Source organism: Sphingobacterium sp. JUb56 (assembly GCF_014191365.1).
Classification (GTDB): Bacteria; Bacteroidota; Bacteroidia; order Sphingobacteriales; family Sphingobacteriaceae; genus Sphingobacterium; species Sphingobacterium anhuiense.
Genome location: NZ_JACHWL010000001.1, coordinates 4,116,325 through 4,134,683, shown reverse-complemented (window position 1 = coordinate 4,134,683; position 18,359 = coordinate 4,116,325). Strand labels below are relative to the sequence as shown.

Here is an 18,359-nt window from a genome sequence, read left to right as displayed (position 1 = left end):
ATTTAGAGTAAGTTGTGCGAAATGACTTACTCTAAATATTATTAATAACCAAAAAGGTAAAAGATATGTTTCCAGCTGCTGAAAAGCGTTTTATTCGATCCAATTTCATTACAATAGTTGTTTTGTTTTTAGTGATTGTAGCTGGAGGTGTTGTACGTAGTACGGGGTCCGGAATGGGATGTCCCGATTGGCCTAAATGCTTTAATCGGATTATTCCTCCTACGGATGTATCACAGTTGCCGGTTGGTTATGAAGAACATTATATAACAGGTAGAGCTAAGAAAAATGAGCGATTTGCCAAGATGATTGAATTCTTTGGCTATCGTGATTTGGCAACTAAAATTCGTCATGACAAAAGTATTCTTGAACATGAGGAGTTTAATGTAGCAAAAACATGGACAGAATATGCCAATCGTTTAGTTGGTGTTGTTGCTGGCTTTTGTTTATTGTTTACAGCCATCTATTCTTTTACCTATATTAAATCGAAACGATCAATTTTTATTTGGTCGGTGGTTAATGTTTTTGTTGTTGTCGTTCAAGCTTGGTTGGGTTCGATAGTTGTTTCAACTAATTTAACTCCTTGGGTGATTACAGTACATATGCTTCTTGCATTGGTTATTGTAGCAATCTCCATCTATACCTACTTTAAAGCAACAACATTACGGGATAAGTCAATCCTGATTAACCGAGATTCCAGTGGATTAAAAATGCTTGCCATCATCTCTTTAGTGTTGATGCTAGTGCAGGTTGTCTTCGGAACAGAAGTACGGGAAATTGTTGATATGTTGACAGCTTCCGGTATGCCTAGGGAAGATTTTATACAAAATATTGGCCAACATTTTGAAATACATCGTTGGCTAGCATATAGTTCTTTGATTTTAGTAATTGTATTGTTCTTTTTAGTGCGTACAAAATTTAGTAGCAGTACAGTTCAAGCAAGGTTTGGTACGCTACTCTTTATTTTAGTAGGTATTCAGATGTTATCGGGTATTATCCTGGCAAGATTTGCTGTTCCTGCATTCGCACAGACAACTCATTTGGTCATTGGCAGTCTTTTATTTGGATGTCAATATTATTTGATGTTGTTGTTAGGAAAATCGCAACGTTAATTGAATGAATGAAATGGATGTATAAGGTAATTTAGTTTTTACTTTGTACAAACAATTAAAAAGAGGACATTTGTCGCTATGAAAGAATTTATTTCTGATTTCAAGAAATTAGTTAAGTTAAGACTGACATTAACGGTTGTTTTTTCGGCATCCATCTCTTTTTTGATCGGAGCAAAGCAACTTGGAGGGGATATTTTGTGGATCAATTGGTTGCTATTGACATTAGGAGGTTTCCTAGTGACAGGTGCAGCGAATGGTTTCAATGAGATTATCGAAAAAGATCTAGACAAGTTAATGACCCGTACTGCTGACCGTCCCCTTCCTTCTGGAAGAATGACAACTGGTCAGGCCTTGATTCTAAGTTTGTTTATGGGAATCTTGGGAACTTTGGTTTTGGTACGTTTGAATTTTGTTGCGGGATTACTATCGGTATTTTCCATATTGTTATATGCATTTGTGTATACGCCATTAAAAAGGAAATCACCGATTGCTGTATTTGTAGGGGCCTTTCCTGGTGCATTGCCACCATTGATTGGTTATTTTGCTGCCTTTAGTCAAGATGATTTAGCAATCTACAGTCAAACAAATGAAAGTGCAATCATTATGATTCCATTTATTTTGTTTGGAATTCAGTTTTTGTGGCAATTCCCACATTTCTGGTCTCTAGCATGGGTGATTGATGATGATTATAAACAGGCGGGTTTTAGGTTATTGCCAACGACCAAGCGTGATAAGATTTCTGCTTTTATGGTCTTTCTTTCGGCATTGATCATGATACCAGCAGCATTTCTTCCCATGTATTATGGTTTCGGAGGCTGGATCTTTACAGCTGTTTCTGCGATAGGGGGTGTGTTCTTTGCTTATTATGGCTTTCAGCTTTTTAAGAATCAGGATATTGCTTCGGCGAGAAAAGTGATGTTTACCTCATTTTTTTATCTGCCTATTACGCAATTAGTGTTATTATTTGACTTTATACCTTTGAAATAATGTTAAATCAAGGAGTACAACAAACTGACGAGAAGTTAGTATCGCGTAAGGCTCAAAAATTTACCCTATGGTTGGGGATGCTGGGTATGTTTATGATGTTCGCAGCATTGTCCAGCGGTTTTATTGTCTATACGGCAAGTGGTGTCGATAAAGGACTTAAAACATTATTACCAGATACTTTTATCTATAGTACGATGGCAATTGTTTTAAGTAGTGTTACCATGCATTTTGCTTATAAGGCAGCGCAGGTAGGTAATTTGGCTAGACAGAAAGCGTTGCTTTTTGCTACCTTAATTTTGGGAATTATATTTTTTGCGCTACAGGTTTATTCGTGGGAAATATTAACAGAAAGAGGCGTTTATTTTGTGAATAACAATGCGTCACAGTCTTTTGTTTATGTTTTTACAGGAATGCACTTAGCACATATTATTGCGGGAGTGATCGTGTTGATTACCGCTTTAGTGGGAGTATTTAAACCACTTCCTCCAGACGGCAATCAATTCCGCATGAATCTAGCCACTATTTTTTGGCATTTTCTCGATCTTTTGTGGATTTATATATATGTTTTCTTACTTTTGAATCAATAATAGTAAACAATGAGTACAACTGTATCACAATTGGATAAGGTAAAAACCGGTCCATGGAATGGTGGAAAATCACCTTGGAATTTGGAATACGGAAAAATCATGATGTGGTTTTTCTTAGTTGGGGATGCCTTTACATTTTCTGCGTTTTTGGTTTATTACGGAACGCAACGATTTGCACATAGTACATGGCCAGATGCGGATAAGATTTTCCAATCTATACCAGGTATTGCAGAACACGGACAACCTTTAGTGTTCGTTGGTATTATGACTTTTATTTTGATTATGTCTTCTGTGACTATGGTATTAGCTGTAGAAGCAGGGCATCGTAACTCAAAAAATGAAGTAGTAAAATGGATGTTATGGACAATACTTGGTGGTATTGCTTTCGTAGGCTGTCAAGCGATCGAGTGGACTCACTTACACCATGCTGGTTTCTGGTTTGGTCAAAACCCGGCAACAGGTTTAGAGGGTGATGCTATTAAAGATGCTTTGCAACCGTATTTTACACATGATATCTCCTATACTTCAGCGTTGCAGTTTGCCAATCTGTTCTTTACGATCACAGGTTTTCACGGTTTTCACGTTACTGTAGGTATTATCTTAAATATTATCGTCCTGTGCATGACTTTGAATAACACATTCGAGAATCGCGGTTCGTATTTAATGATTGAAAAAGTAGGTTTATACTGGCACTTTGTGGATTTAGTTTGGGTGTTTGTATTTACATTCTTCTATTTAGTATAATTATAAGTTTTTAATTTTAGAAAAGCTATGTCACAACATCACGATAATATTGCTCATGAGGAGCACGGACACGGAGAAGGAATGGATAAAAAAGGCATTTGGAGAATTTTCTTCGTCCTTTTAGCATTAACTGCTGTCGAATTCTTAATCGCATTGGGATTTGTTCATCATTGGCAAATCTTAGCAAAAGGTGCTTTAGTTAATACCATCTATATTGTATTAACATTAGTAAAAGCTTACTATATTGTCGCTTACTTTATGCACTTGAAATTTGAGAAATCTAGTTTCATCGTTACTGTAAGTATCGTATTTATCTTCATTATTTATTTTATCATTTTAATGCTAACTGAAGGTAACTTCTTATTGCATGAATTACAACCTCACCAATTGTGGGAAAATAAATAATATAAATGGGTAAAAATACTGGTAAAAATAAAGGTATTCAAACTATCATGATCCTGGCAATAATATTATTATTGCCAGGATTTTTGTATGTAGTGCTGAATAGAACTGGAATGGCGAATTCGTATTCTACTTTGCCAATATTCGGTCAAAAAGAAGTTCCAGGTACTACTCATCGTAAATGGGGACGAGATATCATGGATACAATCTATCATGAGGTTCCAAATATGTCTTTTATCAACTACGATGGCAAACCCGTTGATCTGTTTGGCAAGGATAGCGCTATTACTGTTGTACATCTTTTTTATTCGAGAGATAAGTCGTTTTCGACAACAATGATTAATAGCCTGAATAAGATATCTGGAGAGTTTAGACATAATAAGATGGTTAAGTTCTATTCTGTTTCTGTCGACACGACTTATGATACACCCGATGTATTAAAAAATTACATTAAGAATATCGATCCCTCAGATAAAAGATGGTACTTTGTAAGTAAGCCGAGTTCGGATATCTTTAAATTTGCAAAAGATGGTTTACTGCAAGATGCTTTAGCTACAGCAGATAAAAATAATCCTTTTGTTGTGGGGTCATCTTATGTTTTGATAGATACAAAACGTAGAATCAGAGGATTTTATGATATCACGATGAAAAAAGAAGCGGAACGCTTAAGTGATGAGGTTAAATTATTGGTTGTGGAGGAAATAAGAAATCATCCTCCAAAGATTGAAACTAAATAAAATGGGACAAACAGCAGAAGAGAAGAAATATAACAAGTGGATCATCGTTTTATCGGTTGTTATTCCACTTGTAGTGGCGGCTTTGTTTGGCGTTAATTTACGCAAATTAGGGTTTGATGTAGAACCTTTGGGATTTTTGCCCCCTATATATGCAGCGATCAATGGTATCACTGCGATATTATTGTTCTGGGCAGTCTTAGCGATAAAAAAAGGTAATCGTAAATTACATGAAAGATTAATTAAACTTTGTGTATGTTGTTCTGTTGCGTTCCTAGGGATGTATGTTGCTTATCATATGACTGCTAACTCTACACCATACGGTGGAGAGGGCATATTACGTCCGATATACTATTTTATATTAATAACACATATAGTATTGTCTGTTATTATTATTCCTTTTGTACTAATTACTTATGTAAGAGGTATTGCAGGGTCGTATGAAAGACATAAAAAAATAGCACGTATTACGTACCCGATGTGGTTATATGTAGCGGTAACGGGTGTTATTGTATATTTGATGATTTCACCATATTATGTTCACTAATTAATTCAAAAGTTATGACAAGTGCGTGGGTATATCAATCAAATCGTTTCTTTACTGATGATGAAGCGTTATTGATTCAAAACAGGTTGGCAGATTTTGCCGCAGGCTGGAAAGTGCATGGAGAACCTTTATCTGCTCAGGCGGAGGTTAGGTATAACTTGTTTATTGTGCTATCCGTGGATGAGCAGATTGCTGCAGCATCTGGTTGTTCAATTGACAGTTCCGTCCGCTTTTTGAAGACACTAGAAGCAGATTTTGATATTCAGCTTTTTGATCGTATGAACGTTGCTTTTAAAAAGGAAGGTCAGTTGAATGCTGCATCCAGATCTGAATTTGAAAATTTAGTAAAAGATGGTCAGATTGACGACACAACTGTTGTCTTTGATAATACGATCACCTCTTTAGCGTCTTTAACTGATAAATGGCAGATTCCTTTTGGAGAAAGTTGGCATAAACGGGTGTTTGGCTAGATAATAAAAGAAGCGATGATTGATCAATCATCGCTTCTTTTATTATAAACCTCATCATATTTTTGCTATTCTGGTATTTGGTAATGATCCATGTAACGAACAATACTATTTGCTCTACGATTCACATAAGCTGATGGATTTCGGGCATCCCACTGTCTTGGATTGGGCAGGATTGCAATGATCAGTGCGGCTTGTTTCTTTGATAAGGTAGATCCTGATTTTTTAAAGTAATACTGGGATGCAGCTTCTGCTCCATAAACACCTTGCCCCATTTCAATAACATTGAGATAGACTTCCAGAATTCTTCTTTTACTCCAGAATGTTTCGATTAAAACAGTAAAGTAAGTTTCTAAACCTTTTCTAAGCCAAGAACGCTTTGGCCACAGGAATACATTTTTTGCTACCTGCTGACTGATTGTACTTCCCCCACGTAATTTTTTTCCATCTTTATTTTTCTCTATAGCTTTTTGAATAGCATCAGTGTCAAAACCCCAGTGGGTCATGAAATGAGCATCTTCACCTGCTATCGCAGCACGTTTTAGGTTGTCCGAGAGCTCATCGTAATTTAACCAATCTTTTTCCAGTTTAAATCCTTTATCAGCTGCCTGTAACTCAAACCCACGTTGGATCATGAGCCAGGTAATAGGTGGATTGATGAGTTTAAGTGCGAGTACCCAAAATAGAGTTATTGCAAAGAAACCTCCAACAATACGTATTGACCAAGTTTTAACTTTTTTTTGCCAACCTGTTTGAACCTTTTTTTTCTTTACTTGATTCGTTCTTTTAATTGCCATATCTTTTGAAAAACAATGCAAAGGAACGAAATATTTTGCCCAATTGTTATGTTCAGTATTGTTTATGATATGCTTTTTTTTAGATGTTCTTTTTTACAAGCCTGAGATCGAGGTAATGGATATTCTTCGGTATGTATGTATATTGAAAAATGATTTAAGGCGAAAAGAGAATTAAGTTTTTCATATTCTACGAGATCGTTTGTCTAATCAGGTAGATTATGTTATTTTTACGGCTTATTATCAATAAACGAAATCCAATTGGCAAAGGCAGAAAAAAAGGTAACTCCATTAATGCAGCAGTACAATGCGATCAAGGTGAAATATCCAGGTGCATTATTGTTGTTCCGTGTAGGTGATTTTTATGAAACATTTGGTGAAGATGCCATTAAGGCCGCCAGTATTTTAGGGATCGTACAAACTAAGAGAGGAAATGGAACCGAATCGGAAACTGCTCTAGCAGGTTTTCCGCATCATTCTCTGGAGACTTATTTGCCAAAACTTGTCCGTGCAGGTCAGCGTGTAGCTATCTGTGACCAATTGGAAGATCCTAAGCAAACCAAAACCATCGTTAAACGTGGAGTAACAGAATTGGTGACTCCTGGCGTTTCTTATAATGATAATATTGTCCAACAGAAGTCCAATAATTATTTAGCCTCAATTTATATTGAGAAAACGCAGATCGGAATTTCTTTCTTAGATATTTCTACTGGTGAGTTTTTAGTCGCACAAGGTACGCAGTCTTATATTGACAAACTTTTGCAGGGATTTAAACCAACTGAAGTCATCATGTCGCGTAAGCAATCCAAAGAATTTTTGGAGCTATTCGGGAGTCAGTATTATACCTATACGCTAGACGAATGGCCTTATACTGGAGATTACGCAACAGAGCACTTATTGAAACATTTTGAAGTTAATTCAATGAAGGGTTTTGGTATCGACCGGATGCCTATTGGGATGGTTGCTGCCGGTGTTGCCTTACATTATCTGAATGAAACAGAACACCGCAATCTGCAGCATATTTCTAATATTTCGCGTATTGAAGAAGATCGTTACATGTGGTTAGATCGTTTTACAGTTCGTAATCTCGAACTGATCGGATCTGCAAATGAAAATGCGACGACTTTATCGGATGTTTTGGACCAAACTGCTTCTCCCATGGGGGCGCGTTTATTAAAACGTTGGATTGTAATGCCATTGAAAGATCGTAAATCAATTCAAGAACGCCTTGATGTGGTTGCTTACTTTTCTGAGCATAAAGATTTACGGGATGCCTTGATTCAAGAGATTAAGTATGTAGGCGATCTTGAGCGGCTTATTTCTAAAATTGGTCTTCAGAAAGCTTCACCCCGCGAAATTGTACAGTTGAAACGTGCCTTATATGCTGTTGAAAAATTAAAGGAGCTAACAAATCAAGAAAATTCTGAAGCCCTTCGAGCCATTGCTGATCAGCTGGATGTCTGTCGTATCATCCGTGATAAGATTGAAAAAGAAGTTTTTGCTGAACCTCCTGTTGCCTTGAATAAAGGAAATGTAATTGCTGATAGTGTGGACGATGAATTGGACCGTTTACGTAAGATCGCTTTCGGAGGAAAAGATTATTTAATCGAAATCCAAAAGAGAGAAGCAGAGGCAACTGGTATCCCTTCCCTTAAGATTGCTTTTAATAATGTTTTTGGCTATTACTTAGAAGTTACCAATACACACCGTGATAAGGTACCTACAGAATGGATTAGAAAGCAGACTTTGGTGAATGCCGAACGCTACATCACCGAGGAGCTAAAAGAATATGAAGATCAGATTTTAGGTGCTGAGGAAAAAATTCAGGTCATTGAGAATCGTCTTTATGCCGAATTGTTAATTGCTATTGCGGCTTTCATTAAACCGATTCAATTGAATGCCCAGTTACTGGCGAAATTAGATGTGCTTTTGAACTTTGCTGTTATCGCAGAAAAGAATTATTATGTTCAGCCCGAGATATCAGAAAGTAAAGTATTAGATATTAAAGGTGGTCGTCACCCCGTTATCGAAAAGAAAATGGCCATTGGTGAAGATTATATCACGAATGATGTTTACTTGGATAATACCACGCAGCAGATTATCATCATCACTGGTCCCAACATGGCCGGTAAGTCGGCGCTCTTGCGCCAAACGGCATTAATCGTACTCATGGCTCAGATCGGTTCTTTTGTTCCTGTAAAGGAAGCAAAGATAGGTCTTGTGGATAAAATCTTTACCCGGGTAGGAGCATCTGATAATTTATCGTCCGGTGAATCAACATTTATGGTTGAAATGAATGAAACGGCCAGTATCATGAATAACCTCTCTGACCGGAGTTTAATTTTATTGGATGAAATTGGTCGAGGAACAAGCACTTATGATGGTATCTCTATCGCTTGGGCTATCGCTGAATTTCTTCACAACCATCCTGCAGCTAAGGCCAAAACATTGTTTGCTACTCATTATCATGAATTGAATGAATTAACCAATTCCATGCCCCGCATTAAGAATTATAATGTGACGGTTAAGGAGATGAACAATAAGGTTATATTCTTACGTAAGTTAGTTCCAGGAGGCTCAGAACATAGCTTTGGTATCCACGTAGCTAAATTAGCAGGTATGCCACCAAAATTACTATCCCGTGCAAATGAAATCTTAAAAAGATTAGAGCAGGAGCGGACTGGGGGCGAACAGATTAAAGATAGTATGCGCAAAATCCAAAAGCAAGCCTATCAATTACAGATGTTTTCGATTGATGATCCCGTCCTTGAGAAAATCCGTGATATGCTGAATAATTTGGATGTGAATACGCTGACCCCTGTGGAAGCGCTTATGAAATTGGATGAGATCCAGCGGTTATTGAAAAATTAGAATCTGAAAAATAATTCGATACTTCCGTAGTGGTTGTAGATATTGCTGAGAAGATTATGATCCCACTGGTATGGGGTATAATGATATCCAGCTTCTATTCCTATATAATTTTTTCCTTTAATCTGACGCATTCCTGCCATACTAAGTCCCAAGTGCATGGTATTCACAGTATGTAATTTTGTGGAATTTCCGCCGGATATATAATCGCCATAGCCATCGTAATAACCATCTGTATAGATGTCTTCAGATATTCCTGTGTCGACCATATCTATTCCGATATTAAGTTTAGGAATGACAATATACTTGGTGTTATCATAGATTTTGTAACCGACAGCTCCGCCAAAAAATAAACCGAAATTGGAATTCACAGATTCGCTCTGATCGTAATAATTGTAGTCAAAATTTTTATCGTTGCTATTGATACGGACCTTAAATCCCCCTTCAAATATAAATGACTTTTGGAGCGAGCTCATAATAGTAAAACCAAGAGAAAGATTAGGTCCAAATGTGGTGTTTTTTCCACCTAAAGGACCATATACACCTATATACGGAAGAAAACCTATCTTAGACTTATTGTAATAATCTGCTAAAGCTAATGTCTCCTCCTGTTCCTCTTTTACTGCATGCTCTTGTTTTTCAGGTACCGTTTGTTTTACAGATGATGCCTGGTTACGCAATAACTCTTCGTTCGAAAAAAGATTTAAGATGTCAATTTCTGCATCGGAAAGCGTATAGGATTGAGACTGCAATAAAGCTTTTGCACGTGTTTTAATGAGCTGGTCGATCGGATGTCTCAGTGGAACATAATTATATTGCAGTTTATTAGATTCATACTGATAGGCAAAATCCTCTCTTGAAGCATCAGCAAAGCGGTTCAATAATTGTTCATCAAAACCATTGTCTAAATAACGCTCGATGGCATTGCCACTACTTTGTTTAGCGATGATCAAATGTACTATTTTGATTCGCTGAACAAGTTCTATAGTCCCACAGCTTTGTTCTATCTGAGCCAAGATCGGTGCTAATTTATCGTACTGGTTTGCATTTAATATCTTAGTCAAGGGGTCAAGCGAGCTGTTGATCGTTAGTTCGCATTTATCTTGTGCAAAGGATGAAGGAATGATCGTGAATAGGGTGATAATACTGAAGAGAATAACAGAAATATATCGATTCATATGTATTTGTTTTTATTGACCTAAAGTAATAAAAATTTATTCAAATATTGTAAAGATCAAATAGTGCAACGGTTTTAAAAGAATTATCTTTGTGACAATGGCTTCTATATTTCAGTTTAAAGAGTTTGCCGTTGATCAATCTGATTGTGCGATGAAAATTAATACCGATGCTGTGTTATTAGCTTCACTCGTTCATGTTGAATCCTCGGAACGTATATTAGATATTGGTACAGGTACAGGTGTAATTGCGCTTATGTTAGCACAGCGCTGTGCGGATAGCGAGGTGATCGCTGTGGAAATTGACCCTGCAGCCGCGAAGCGGGCAGCAATAAATTTTAGAAACTCCAATTTTGGAGACCGAATGGTGCTGCACGCTTGTTCATTTCAAGATTTTACTGATACAGGCTCTTTTGATTTTATTATTTCTAACCCGCCATTTTATACCGATTCGTTGCATAATCCCGATGCAAGGAAGAAGTTGGCCAGACATACCGATCTTCAGTTTTTCAACGAGCTGTTGACCTTCGCCGCAGACAAACTACAGGTAGATGGGCAATTGGCTTTGATCGTTCCAAAACTATTGGCCGATGAACTGAAGGATATTGCGGAAACTTTGGATTTATGTTTAAAAGAGGAGATTCAGATCCGATCTTTCGAAGGTGATGCCATCATCCGTAAGATTATTGTTTTTCAGAAAGCTTATCGTGGAGTTTCAACAGTTTCTGATTTTATAATTTATGAAGCGAAAGGTGTTTATTCAGAAATGTATAAGACCGCTTTGCGACCTTATTTTTTAGCTTTTTAGTATGATAAGAATTGGATTGATATCAGATACACATGCTTATCTGGACGAGTCGGTGTTTAAGCACTTTGAAAACTGTGACGAAATCTGGCATATTGGTGATTTTGGAAATGCCGCTGTTGCAGACCAACTGGAAGGTTTTAAACCTTTACGAGGTGTTTATGGGAATATCGATGATCAAGGACTGCGTCATCGTTTTCCCGAAGATCTGAGGTTCACCTGTGAAGGCGTAGATGTTTGGTTGACACATATCGGCGGGTATCCCGGTAAGTATGCACCACGGATAAAAAAGCAGATAACGACTCATCCTCCCCAGCTTTTTATTACGGGGCATTCGCATATCTTGAAGGTGATGTATGATCAGAAGTTAAAATGCCTACATCTAAATCCAGGAGCTGCGGGAAAACAGGGCTGGCACAAAGTGAGAACACTAATGCGGTTTGAAATTAATGGCAGTAAAATTGAAAATTTAGAGATTATTGAACTTGCGGGAAGGTAGGCAACTCATTATAAGCTGTCACGTACTTCCAATAAAAAGCTCTTTAATTTTTCTAAAGAATCGACGACGCGCTGATTTTCTTTAGCTTCAGATTTATTAGTGCGCAGATATTCACGTGCACCTTGAAGGGTATAACCTTTATCTTTAACCAGATTGAAGATGATTTTTAAATTAGCAATATCATCTTGGGTAAATAGACGATTTCCTTTTTTATTCTTTTTTGGTTGAATAATATCAAATTCACGCTCGTAGAAACGAATTTGGGATGCGTTGACATCAAACATGGTTGTCACTTCACCCATCGTGTAATACAATTTATTAATTTCGCGCTCTTTGTAAGGCATACTAATCTGTTAATTTTTATATAACAAACTTAGATAAATTTGTTGAATATCGTTGCACCTAATATAAAACAAATTTATCGTTCTTTCCTCTACCATCAAAAATTATTTTATAGAGGAAATATACAATGTAAGATAGATAATAAAAATTATCTATCTTGATTCGTAGTAATTTATAGAATTGGATTTAATTTGAAAAGATATGATTTTGGTTAGTCGGTTTTGGACAAAAGTATTTTCATGGGGAAAGGCTGATGCCATTACTATTTATCCTTTTATTTTTCTAAAGAAGCGTATATTTAAAGATAACCGTCAATTGATCAATCACGAGCAGATACATATGAGGCAGGCGGTGGAATTGCTCATTATATTCTTTTATATCAGTTATCTTATTGAATTTTTATTTCGCTATCTGCAGTACAGAAATTTCCATCAGGCTTACCTGAATATATCTTACGAGCGGGAGGCTTATGCCAATGAGGCTGATTTTGATTATTTGTCCAAGCGGAGATTTTGGGCTTTTTTTAAGTATCTAAAAAAATAAGAGCTCCAATAGTAGGAGCTCTTATTTTTTTCGGTGGAACACCGAAGATATTTTAAGGACCGATTATTATTTAATCAATCTCAAGTATGTTGATACTTTTTCTTTTAATTGTCTTCTGTCTACGATAAAATCCAGGAAGCCGTGCTCTAAAATAAATTCTGAAGTCTGGAATCCTTTAGGAAGATCCTTTTTGATTGTTTCTTTGATAACACGTGGACCTGCAAAACCGATTAAAGCTCCTGGTTCCGCAATATTGATATCTCCTAACATGGCGTAAGAAGCGGTAACACCTCCTGTCGTTGGATCTGTAAGCAAACAAACATAAGGCAATTTTGCTTTAGCCAATAGGGCTAATTTTGCCGCTGTTTTTGCCATTTGCATCAATGAGAATGCGGCCTCCATCATACGGGCTCCACCTGATTTGGAGATCAACATAAAAGGAATGTTATGTTCGATACAGTAATCGATGGAACGTGCAATTTTCTCACCTACTACAGAACCCATAGAACCTCCGATGAAGTTAAAGTCCATACAAGCGATAACCAGTTCCTGCCCATCGATTTTACCATGGCCAGAACGAATAGCATCAACCAGACCTGTTTTAGCCTGACTTTCTTTTAAGCGTTCTGTATAAGGTTTTGAATCGAAGAAATTGATCGGGTCACCTGAGCTTAATGTCGGGAATAATTCAGTAAACTCGTTATTATCAAAAATGATTGAAAAATAAGCTGCAGAACCAATTCTAAGGTGGTATCCACAGTATTGACAAACGTAATTGTTTTCGATTTGTTCAAGGTTCAACAACGGTTTTTTACATGATGGACATTTGTTCCACAATCCGTCTGGCGCCTCTTTTTTATTTTCTGTTGCCGTGTTAATTCCGGCTTTATCTCTTTTAAACCAACTCATACGATAGTTCTAATTCAGTTACAAATAAACAAAATTATTTTGTTTAGTAGAAGTATTCCTTAAAATTGCTGTGTATTTACGATTTGTGAAAGGAAGCTGACCCGAAATTTTGGGCATAAAAAATGGGTAAGCTCCTTTTATCGCACCGCTCAACCAAATACCCTTGCTTTGTTCCCAACCTGGGGGAGTCAATGGGAGCTGGTCGTAAAAGACTTACCCGTCACAAAAGTAGAAAAAAAATCCTTCTAAAGAAAGATATTTTGCTATTAGTGCTTACTTCGCTGATAGTCAATAAGAATAATTTTAAGTCTTGTCTTTTCCATACTCGCCACAGAGCGAATAATACCCAAAAAGACCTAGACCAAGTGAGATAATAGGTGTTAAAATGAACATAATAATGATTCCGAATACTAAATCTTCTTGATGTCCGATCATTATTTTAGGAATTGCGAGTTCAAAAAGACAAAAGTATGCAGTGAATAGGGCTAGTGCAATCCAAAGAATCCCTAATATTTTTTTTAGTTTATCCATTGTTGAGGTGATTAGGTTTATTTTTAATATACAACGATCCGATTATGAAACATACAGCCGCAATAATGATCGGATACCAGAGTCCTGCCAAATAAAATTCAGGATCCTGAGCAATTTGCGCATTTGTCGTCAGGTAAGTCGAAATTGCAGGCAATAAGCCTCCGAAAATGCCATTACCGACATGGTAAGGTAAGGACATGGACGTGTAACGAATTTTAACCGGAAACATTTCCACCAGAAATGCCGCGATTGGTCCATACACCATGGTGATGTATATGATCTGAATAAATATCAATGCCGTTAAACCTATGCGGTTACTACCATGCACAGTTACCGTTTTTTTAATGAGCGTATCTTGTTCGGTCGATTGATCATGGCTTATTTCTTGAGAACGTGTTCCATCAGTATACTGGATGATCGTTTGAAGCTTGTTATCGGCCAATTTTAATGTATTGGTCGAGCTCACTTCTTTTGTGCTGGTATCCGCTAGTTGATACATCGCTTTGTATATAGGTCTATAGGTACAAAGTGCCAGTAGCATACCCAAAAGCATAATCCATTTACGGCCGACTTTGTCACTTAACCAGCCAAAAAGAATAAAAAATGGTGTTCCGATCAGCAATGCCGTTCCTAAGATCATATCAGCTTCGTCCGAATTGAGGTGCATCACAGTTTTCATGTAACTCATGGAATAGAATTGTCCCGTATACCATACGACTCCTTGTCCCATAGCTGCGCCAAATAAAGCAAGCAACACAAATTTTAAGTTATACCGATTTCCAAAGCTTTCTTTTAAAGGATTTTTGCTTGTTGTACCCTCTTCTTTCGCTTTGGCAAACTCGGGCGATTCACTCATGTTTTTACGGATGAGGTAAGACACATAGACCATCAATATGGATAGAATAAATGGAACACGCCATCCCCAGGCGTCAAATTGTTCTTCGGTCAAGATGTATTTTGTTAGGAGTATAACAACCAAAGAGATAAATAAACCGAACGTTGCTGTCGTCTGTATCCAGGATGTCCAATAGCCACGTTGACCTTCAGGGGCATGTTCTGCCACATAAGTTGCCGCTCCACCATATTCACCACCAAGTGCCAGCCCTTGCAATAAACGTAAGATCAGTACCAGTAAGGGGGCAAGAAAGCCAATGCTCTCATAGCTGGGTATACAACCGATCAAGAAAGTGGCACCTCCCATGAGCAACAGTGTAACCATAAAAGTGTATTTTCTTCCGATAAGGTCTCCTAATCTACCAAAAAAAAGTGCACCGAAGGGTCTGACAACAAAACCAGCAGCAAACGTGGCTAAGGTAGAAAGGAAAGCCGCAGTCGGATTGTCCGCAGGGAAAAATTTGGTTGAAATGACGATGGATAAACTTCCGAAGATAAAAAAGTCATACCATTCAATCAGTGTTCCCATGGAGGACGCACCGATTACTTTCCAAATAGTTTTGGTATTTGTATTTTCTTTCATTTAGATTTATAAGGTTGTTTAGGTTTAAATTTTATACATTTTTCCAGGTAAAGAGGTGATATGACCATTCATCTCCATTTCGAGTAAAATCATCGCAAGTTTACTTTGTGGCCAGTTACAGTAACGCGTGATGTCGTCAATACCCACTTGCTGTTTACCCTGGAGAAAGAGATAGAGGTGCAACTGATCTTTATTTAACTCAGGAGGTAGGAGTGGGAGCTGTATACCTGTTTGTTTTTCTGAAGTTTCCCAATTCATCAGGTAGCAAAGATCTTTCGCATCCCGGATCAGATGTGCGCGGTTGGTTTTAATTAAATAATTACAACCTGCCGAATAAAGCTGATCTATTGCTCCCGGGAATGCGCATACATCGCGGTTATAGCTATTTGCTATTTCTGCAGTAATGAGCGCGCCTCCCTTTGTGGCCGCCTCTATGACAATCGTTACATCGGACATACCTGCTATAATGCGATTTCGCATCGGGAAATTTTGGCGGTCAAGATTGCTATCTGAAGGAAATTCGGTTAGTAATCCACCCTGTTGAAGCATTGCTGACGCTGTTTCTCTATGAGTCGCCGGATAAATCCGGTCTAGTCCATGTCCTAATACACCCACTGTTGGTATCCGATGAAGTAAAGCATTTTTGTGAGCCATGATATCGATGCCATAGGCCAGTCCACTTACAATTGTGGTATCAAGAGGCTGCATCTGTTCAATGAGCGTATCGCAAATTTTGCGACCATAGCTGGTGGCATTTCTCGTTCCGACAATGCTGACCATACGTTCTTTATTGAGGTCGGCATTCCCTTTGTAATATAAAACCAGTGGTGCATCCTCACAATTTTTCAATTTCTGAGGATAATCCGAATTATCTATCCATAAAACTTTTATCTGGTGTTTTTCAACAAATGCCATTTCTTTTTCGGTTGCTTCCTGATAGTTTTTCGACGCGATTTCATTAGCTGTTCGACTGTTTACTCCTGGAATTTTTGCTAAAGTGCTGGCATTTGTCTCTAAGATTTCTTGCACAGAACCGCAGTGCGTAAGCAAAGCTCGCGCAGTTTTAGGTCCTACCCCCTTAATTTTGGTAAGTGCTATTTGATGGTAAAAGTTCATATTCGGTTATTTAAAGATAATAATATTTTACTGAAATTCAGGCTTAAACAGTTTTACTTTTGGTATCAAAAATGATTAGAAAAGAATTTTACTTTCATATTTTAGAGAATTATGAGATAGCTTGTATCTTTGTTTGAAATAAAAATATATGACTATGGAAATGAAAGAACCGTTTGATATAGAAATTGAAGATATTGTTTACTCGGTATTCCCAGAAGAGGAAGATACTTATGTGATTTTTAAAGAAGGGGTAGAATATGTACAGATTATTAAAGATACAGAGAATCTGTGGTTGAAAACCAATCCCGAGACTGGTTTACCAATGTTTGGTATGGACGAAGAGATTAATGCGATTGGCAAAAAAATTATAGAAGAATTGGGTTAATAATTCAAGATAGATAGACAGTTAAACAAAGTTAAAATCGTCGTTCGTATTTCTTTTGTTGTTATTTTTAAATAACTAATTATAAAGAAATGAATTCAGGTCGCTTATTTTTTTTGCTGTCTATCTGTCTGCTTTTATTTTTTAGCCGGGCCAAATCTTCATCTGCACGTTTTGTTTTTTCCTATCAAGATACCACTCTTCGGAATAAAAAAATAATTAATCAGGATACCAACATACTGGATACTGCGCTAATAGTTGGGGAAAAATTAACGGCGGAAGAGAAAATGGCCGAAAAGCAGGTTACATATAAGTCCATATACTTTTGGGGAGATACCAAAAATATGGTGACCTTGCCATATCAGGGCGGTCTTGCCGTTAATCTCAATAAGTTGTATAATCTTTTGAGTAAGAAGGGTCGTGCTTCTCGGAGACTTCAAAGACTATTCGAGCGGGAGTTCGAGCAAGACAAAGTCTTAGCACAATGGACTGCGCTAACTGAAGCCTACACGCCTTTAACGGGAGACTCTTTGGTTAAATTTCGTTCTTATTATGAACCTTCCTCCAAATGGTTGCGCAAGGCAGACCATTACGATCAGATTGCTTATGTGCAGCACAGTTTAAAAAACTACCTAGATTCTGTCGAAATCATTCATCAACGTCTGAGTCTCCCTAAATTAGAAATCTTAAATCCCTAAATTACATCGGAACATAAACGACATATTTCGTTTCGAAGAAATCTTCTTTAAAATAATCGGAAAGTGGGTGCAGCTCAGCTTTCAGTCGTGACTCTTTAATTTCTTCTTTAAGATCACCACCTTTTAGATATAAGATACCGTTAGGAATTCCATTTTTATCCTGTTTAAGGAATTTATTGCGGATCCAAGGAGCAAAATCTGCTAATCGTGTTACAGCACGTGATACAACAAAATCATATTTGTCGTCCAATTGTTCTGCACGGATGTGATCTGCTTCAACATTCTCAAGTCCTAAAGCAGACGCAACTTCGCGAACAACTTTAATTTTTTTTCCGATCGAATCTACTAAATGAAATTTTACTTCAGGAAATAAAATAGCCAATGGTATTCCTGGGAATCCTCCGCCTGTGCCAACGTCTAAAATACGAGTGCCCGGAGCAAATGTCATGACGTATTTTGCAATACCTAAAGAATGTAATACATGATGCAGATAAAGGCTTTCAACGTCTTTGCGTGAAATAACATTGATCTGATTGTTCCAAAACGGATAAAGTTCTGCAAGTTGTGCAAATTGTGTTTTCTGAACTTCTGTTAAGTTTGGAAAATACTGATATATGATGTCTACTGTAGGATTCAAAGTGAA

General features: G+C 37.3%; 22 protein-coding genes and 1 other RNA gene. 14 read left to right on the top strand and 9 right to left on the bottom strand.

Annotated features, from left to right (window positions below):
• Nucleotides 1-65: 65 nt before the first annotated feature.
• The 8 genes from FHR29_RS17595 to FHR29_RS17560 all read left to right on the top strand — a co-directional run bounded on the left by FHR29_RS17595 (nucleotide 66) and on the right by FHR29_RS17560 (nucleotide 5,580).
• Nucleotides 66-1,109, top strand: coding sequence for a heme A synthase (locus tag FHR29_RS17595; protein WP_132843797.1), 1,044 nt, complete (start codon nucleotides 66-68; stop codon nucleotides 1,107-1,109).
• Between the two features lie 78 nt (nucleotides 1,110-1,187).
• Nucleotides 1,188-2,096, top strand: coding sequence for a heme o synthase (cyoE, locus tag FHR29_RS17590; protein WP_021189361.1), 909 nt, complete (start codon nucleotides 1,188-1,190; stop codon nucleotides 2,094-2,096).
• Nucleotides 2,096-2,683 (top strand): cytochrome c oxidase subunit 3, encoded by a 588-nt coding sequence (locus tag FHR29_RS17585; protein WP_021189362.1) that lies wholly within the window; start codon nucleotides 2,096-2,098, stop codon nucleotides 2,681-2,683. Before cyoE ends, FHR29_RS17585 begins: the two co-directional genes overlap by 1 nt.
• Nucleotides 2,684-2,692: 9 nt before the next feature.
• The gene (locus FHR29_RS17580; protein WP_021189363.1) at nucleotides 2,693-3,427 is read left to right on the top strand and encodes a cytochrome c oxidase subunit 3; all 735 of its coding nucleotides are present in this window, start codon (nucleotides 2,693-2,695) and stop codon (nucleotides 3,425-3,427) included.
• Between the two features lie 27 nt (nucleotides 3,428-3,454).
• A complete protein-coding gene (locus tag FHR29_RS17575; RefSeq protein ID WP_183916036.1) occupies nucleotides 3,455-3,832 on the top strand; it encodes a cytochrome C oxidase subunit IV family protein in 378 nt (125 codons plus the stop codon).
• A 5-nt stretch (nucleotides 3,833-3,837) separates the two neighbouring features.
• Nucleotides 3,838-4,566 (top strand): SCO family protein, encoded by a 729-nt coding sequence (locus tag FHR29_RS17570; protein ID WP_183916034.1) that lies wholly within the window; start codon nucleotides 3,838-3,840, stop codon nucleotides 4,564-4,566.
• 1 nt (nucleotide 4,567) lies between these two features.
• Nucleotides 4,568-5,110: a DUF420 domain-containing protein gene (locus FHR29_RS17565; RefSeq protein WP_183916032.1), complete on the top strand. Its 543-nt coding sequence runs from the start codon at nucleotides 4,568-4,570 to the stop codon at nucleotides 5,108-5,110.
• A gap of 14 nt (nucleotides 5,111-5,124) precedes the next feature.
• Complete coding sequence (locus FHR29_RS17560; protein WP_183916030.1) at nucleotides 5,125-5,580, top strand: ABC transporter ATPase; 456 nt, start codon at nucleotides 5,125-5,127, stop codon at nucleotides 5,578-5,580.
• A gap of 65 nt (nucleotides 5,581-5,645) precedes the next feature.
• Here the strand turns inward: FHR29_RS17560 and mtgA are convergent, their stop codons facing one another.
• The gene (mtgA, locus tag FHR29_RS17555) at nucleotides 5,646-6,374 is read right to left on the bottom strand and encodes a monofunctional biosynthetic peptidoglycan transglycosylase (protein WP_132772407.1); all 729 of its coding nucleotides are present in this window, start codon (nucleotides 6,372-6,374) and stop codon (nucleotides 5,646-5,648) included.
• Nucleotides 6,375-6,632: 258 nt separating this feature from the next.
• Here mtgA and mutS point away from each other — a divergent pair, with 258 nt between their 5' ends.
• Nucleotides 6,633-9,242 (top strand): DNA mismatch repair protein MutS, encoded by a 2,610-nt coding sequence (gene mutS, locus FHR29_RS17550; protein WP_221197864.1) that lies wholly within the window; start codon nucleotides 6,633-6,635, stop codon nucleotides 9,240-9,242.
• On the opposite strand, the gene FHR29_RS17545 is transcribed toward mutS, so the two are convergent.
• Nucleotides 9,239-10,417, bottom strand: a complete 1,179-nt coding sequence (locus FHR29_RS17545; RefSeq protein ID WP_183916028.1) for a hypothetical protein — start codon at nucleotides 10,415-10,417, stop codon at nucleotides 9,239-9,241. The genes mutS and FHR29_RS17545 overlap by 4 nt on opposite strands.
• A gap of 97 nt (nucleotides 10,418-10,514) precedes the next feature.
• Here FHR29_RS17545 and FHR29_RS17540 point away from each other — a divergent pair, with 97 nt between their 5' ends.
• Together FHR29_RS17540 and FHR29_RS17535 are read left to right on the top strand one after the other, a co-directional pair.
• Nucleotides 10,515-11,222, top strand: a complete 708-nt coding sequence (locus FHR29_RS17540) for a tRNA1(Val) (adenine(37)-N6)-methyltransferase (protein ID WP_183916026.1) — start codon at nucleotides 10,515-10,517, stop codon at nucleotides 11,220-11,222.
• Between the two features lies 1 nt (nucleotide 11,223).
• A complete protein-coding gene (locus FHR29_RS17535) occupies nucleotides 11,224-11,718 on the top strand; it encodes a metallophosphoesterase (RefSeq protein WP_183916024.1) in 495 nt (164 codons plus the stop codon).
• An 8-nt stretch (nucleotides 11,719-11,726) separates the two neighbouring features.
• Here the strand turns inward: FHR29_RS17535 and FHR29_RS17530 are convergent, their stop codons facing one another.
• On the bottom strand, nucleotides 11,727-12,062 hold the full coding sequence (locus tag FHR29_RS17530) for a MerR family transcriptional regulator (protein ID WP_021188513.1): 336 nt from the start codon (nucleotides 12,060-12,062) through the stop codon (nucleotides 11,727-11,729).
• 199 nt (nucleotides 12,063-12,261) lie between these two features.
• Here FHR29_RS17530 and FHR29_RS17525 point away from each other — a divergent pair, with 199 nt between their 5' ends.
• Nucleotides 12,262-12,603, top strand: coding sequence for a hypothetical protein (locus tag FHR29_RS17525; protein ID WP_132843781.1), 342 nt, complete (start codon nucleotides 12,262-12,264; stop codon nucleotides 12,601-12,603).
• Nucleotides 12,604-12,669: 66 nt separating this feature from the next.
• On the opposite strand, the gene accD is transcribed toward FHR29_RS17525, so the two are convergent.
• The 5 genes from accD to dprA form a co-directional block, all read right to left on the bottom strand.
• Nucleotides 12,670-13,512 (bottom strand): acetyl-CoA carboxylase, carboxyltransferase subunit beta, encoded by an 843-nt coding sequence (gene accD / locus FHR29_RS17520; protein WP_021188511.1) that lies wholly within the window; start codon nucleotides 13,510-13,512, stop codon nucleotides 12,670-12,672.
• A gap of 121 nt (nucleotides 13,513-13,633) precedes the next feature.
• Nucleotides 13,634-13,731, bottom strand: an RNA gene (gene ffs, locus FHR29_RS17515) — signal recognition particle sRNA small type.
• Between the two features lie 84 nt (nucleotides 13,732-13,815).
• The gene (locus tag FHR29_RS17510) at nucleotides 13,816-14,043 is read right to left on the bottom strand and encodes a DUF6814 family protein (protein ID WP_021188509.1); all 228 of its coding nucleotides are present in this window, start codon (nucleotides 14,041-14,043) and stop codon (nucleotides 13,816-13,818) included.
• Nucleotides 14,036-15,520, bottom strand: a complete 1,485-nt coding sequence (locus FHR29_RS17505) for an MFS transporter (protein ID WP_183916022.1) — start codon at nucleotides 15,518-15,520, stop codon at nucleotides 14,036-14,038. Before FHR29_RS17505 ends, FHR29_RS17510 begins: the two co-directional genes overlap by 8 nt.
• A gap of 24 nt (nucleotides 15,521-15,544) precedes the next feature.
• Nucleotides 15,545-16,636 (bottom strand): DNA-processing protein DprA, encoded by a 1,092-nt coding sequence (dprA, locus tag FHR29_RS17500; RefSeq protein ID WP_183916020.1) that lies wholly within the window; start codon nucleotides 16,634-16,636, stop codon nucleotides 15,545-15,547.
• 154 nt (nucleotides 16,637-16,790) lie between these two features.
• Here dprA and FHR29_RS17495 point away from each other — a divergent pair, with 154 nt between their 5' ends.
• Complete coding sequence (locus FHR29_RS17495; RefSeq protein ID WP_021188507.1) at nucleotides 16,791-17,021, top strand: hypothetical protein; 231 nt, start codon at nucleotides 16,791-16,793, stop codon at nucleotides 17,019-17,021.
• Nucleotides 17,022-17,110: 89 nt separating this feature from the next.
• The gene (locus FHR29_RS17490; RefSeq protein ID WP_183916018.1) at nucleotides 17,111-17,716 is read left to right on the top strand and encodes a hypothetical protein; all 606 of its coding nucleotides are present in this window, start codon (nucleotides 17,111-17,113) and stop codon (nucleotides 17,714-17,716) included.
• 1 nt (nucleotide 17,717) lies between these two features.
• On the opposite strand, the gene rsmG is transcribed toward FHR29_RS17490, so the two are convergent.
• Nucleotides 17,718-18,353 carry a 16S rRNA (guanine(527)-N(7))-methyltransferase RsmG gene (gene rsmG / locus FHR29_RS17485; RefSeq protein ID WP_132772388.1) on the bottom strand — a complete coding sequence of 212 codons (636 nt, stop codon included), beginning with the start codon at nucleotides 18,351-18,353 and terminating at the stop codon, nucleotides 17,718-17,720.
• Nucleotides 18,354-18,359: the final 6 nt, after the last annotated feature.

Coding starts and splice junctions, on each gene's coding strand:
- FHR29_RS17585 (WP_021189362.1), top strand. CDS start 2,096: ATGTTAAATCAAGGAGTACAACAAACTGACGAGAAGTTAGTATCGCGT.
- mtgA (WP_132772407.1), bottom strand. CDS start 6,374: ATGGCAATTAAAAGAACGAATCAAGTAAAGAAAAAAAAGGTTCAAACA.
- cyoE (WP_021189361.1), top strand. CDS start 1,188: ATGAAAGAATTTATTTCTGATTTCAAGAAATTAGTTAAGTTAAGACTG.
- FHR29_RS17545 (WP_183916028.1), bottom strand. CDS start 10,417: ATGAATCGATATATTTCTGTTATTCTCTTCAGTATTATCACCCTATTC.
- FHR29_RS17490 (WP_183916018.1), top strand. CDS start 17,111: ATGAATTCAGGTCGCTTATTTTTTTTGCTGTCTATCTGTCTGCTTTTA.
- FHR29_RS17505 (WP_183916022.1), bottom strand. CDS start 15,520: ATGAAAGAAAATACAAATACCAAAACTATTTGGAAAGTAATCGGTGCG.
- dprA (WP_183916020.1), bottom strand. CDS start 16,636: ATGAACTTTTACCATCAAATAGCACTTACCAAAATTAAGGGGGTAGGA.
- FHR29_RS17565 (WP_183916032.1), top strand. CDS start 4,568: ATGGGACAAACAGCAGAAGAGAAGAAATATAACAAGTGGATCATCGTT.
- FHR29_RS17495 (WP_021188507.1), top strand. CDS start 16,791: ATGGAAATGAAAGAACCGTTTGATATAGAAATTGAAGATATTGTTTAC.
- FHR29_RS17510 (WP_021188509.1), bottom strand. CDS start 14,043: ATGGATAAACTAAAAAAAATATTAGGGATTCTTTGGATTGCACTAGCC.
- FHR29_RS17580 (WP_021189363.1), top strand. CDS start 2,693: ATGAGTACAACTGTATCACAATTGGATAAGGTAAAAACCGGTCCATGG.
- FHR29_RS17560 (WP_183916030.1), top strand. CDS start 5,125: ATGACAAGTGCGTGGGTATATCAATCAAATCGTTTCTTTACTGATGAT.
- FHR29_RS17525 (WP_132843781.1), top strand. CDS start 12,262: ATGATTTTGGTTAGTCGGTTTTGGACAAAAGTATTTTCATGGGGAAAG.
- FHR29_RS17540 (WP_183916026.1), top strand. CDS start 10,515: ATGGCTTCTATATTTCAGTTTAAAGAGTTTGCCGTTGATCAATCTGAT.
- FHR29_RS17595 (WP_132843797.1), top strand. CDS start 66: ATGTTTCCAGCTGCTGAAAAGCGTTTTATTCGATCCAATTTCATTACA.
- FHR29_RS17530 (WP_021188513.1), bottom strand. CDS start 12,062: ATGCCTTACAAAGAGCGCGAAATTAATAAATTGTATTACACGATGGGT.
- FHR29_RS17570 (WP_183916034.1), top strand. CDS start 3,838: ATGGGTAAAAATACTGGTAAAAATAAAGGTATTCAAACTATCATGATC.
- FHR29_RS17575 (WP_183916036.1), top strand. CDS start 3,455: ATGTCACAACATCACGATAATATTGCTCATGAGGAGCACGGACACGGA.
- FHR29_RS17535 (WP_183916024.1), top strand. CDS start 11,224: ATGATAAGAATTGGATTGATATCAGATACACATGCTTATCTGGACGAG.
- accD (WP_021188511.1), bottom strand. CDS start 13,512: ATGAGTTGGTTTAAAAGAGATAAAGCCGGAATTAACACGGCAACAGAA.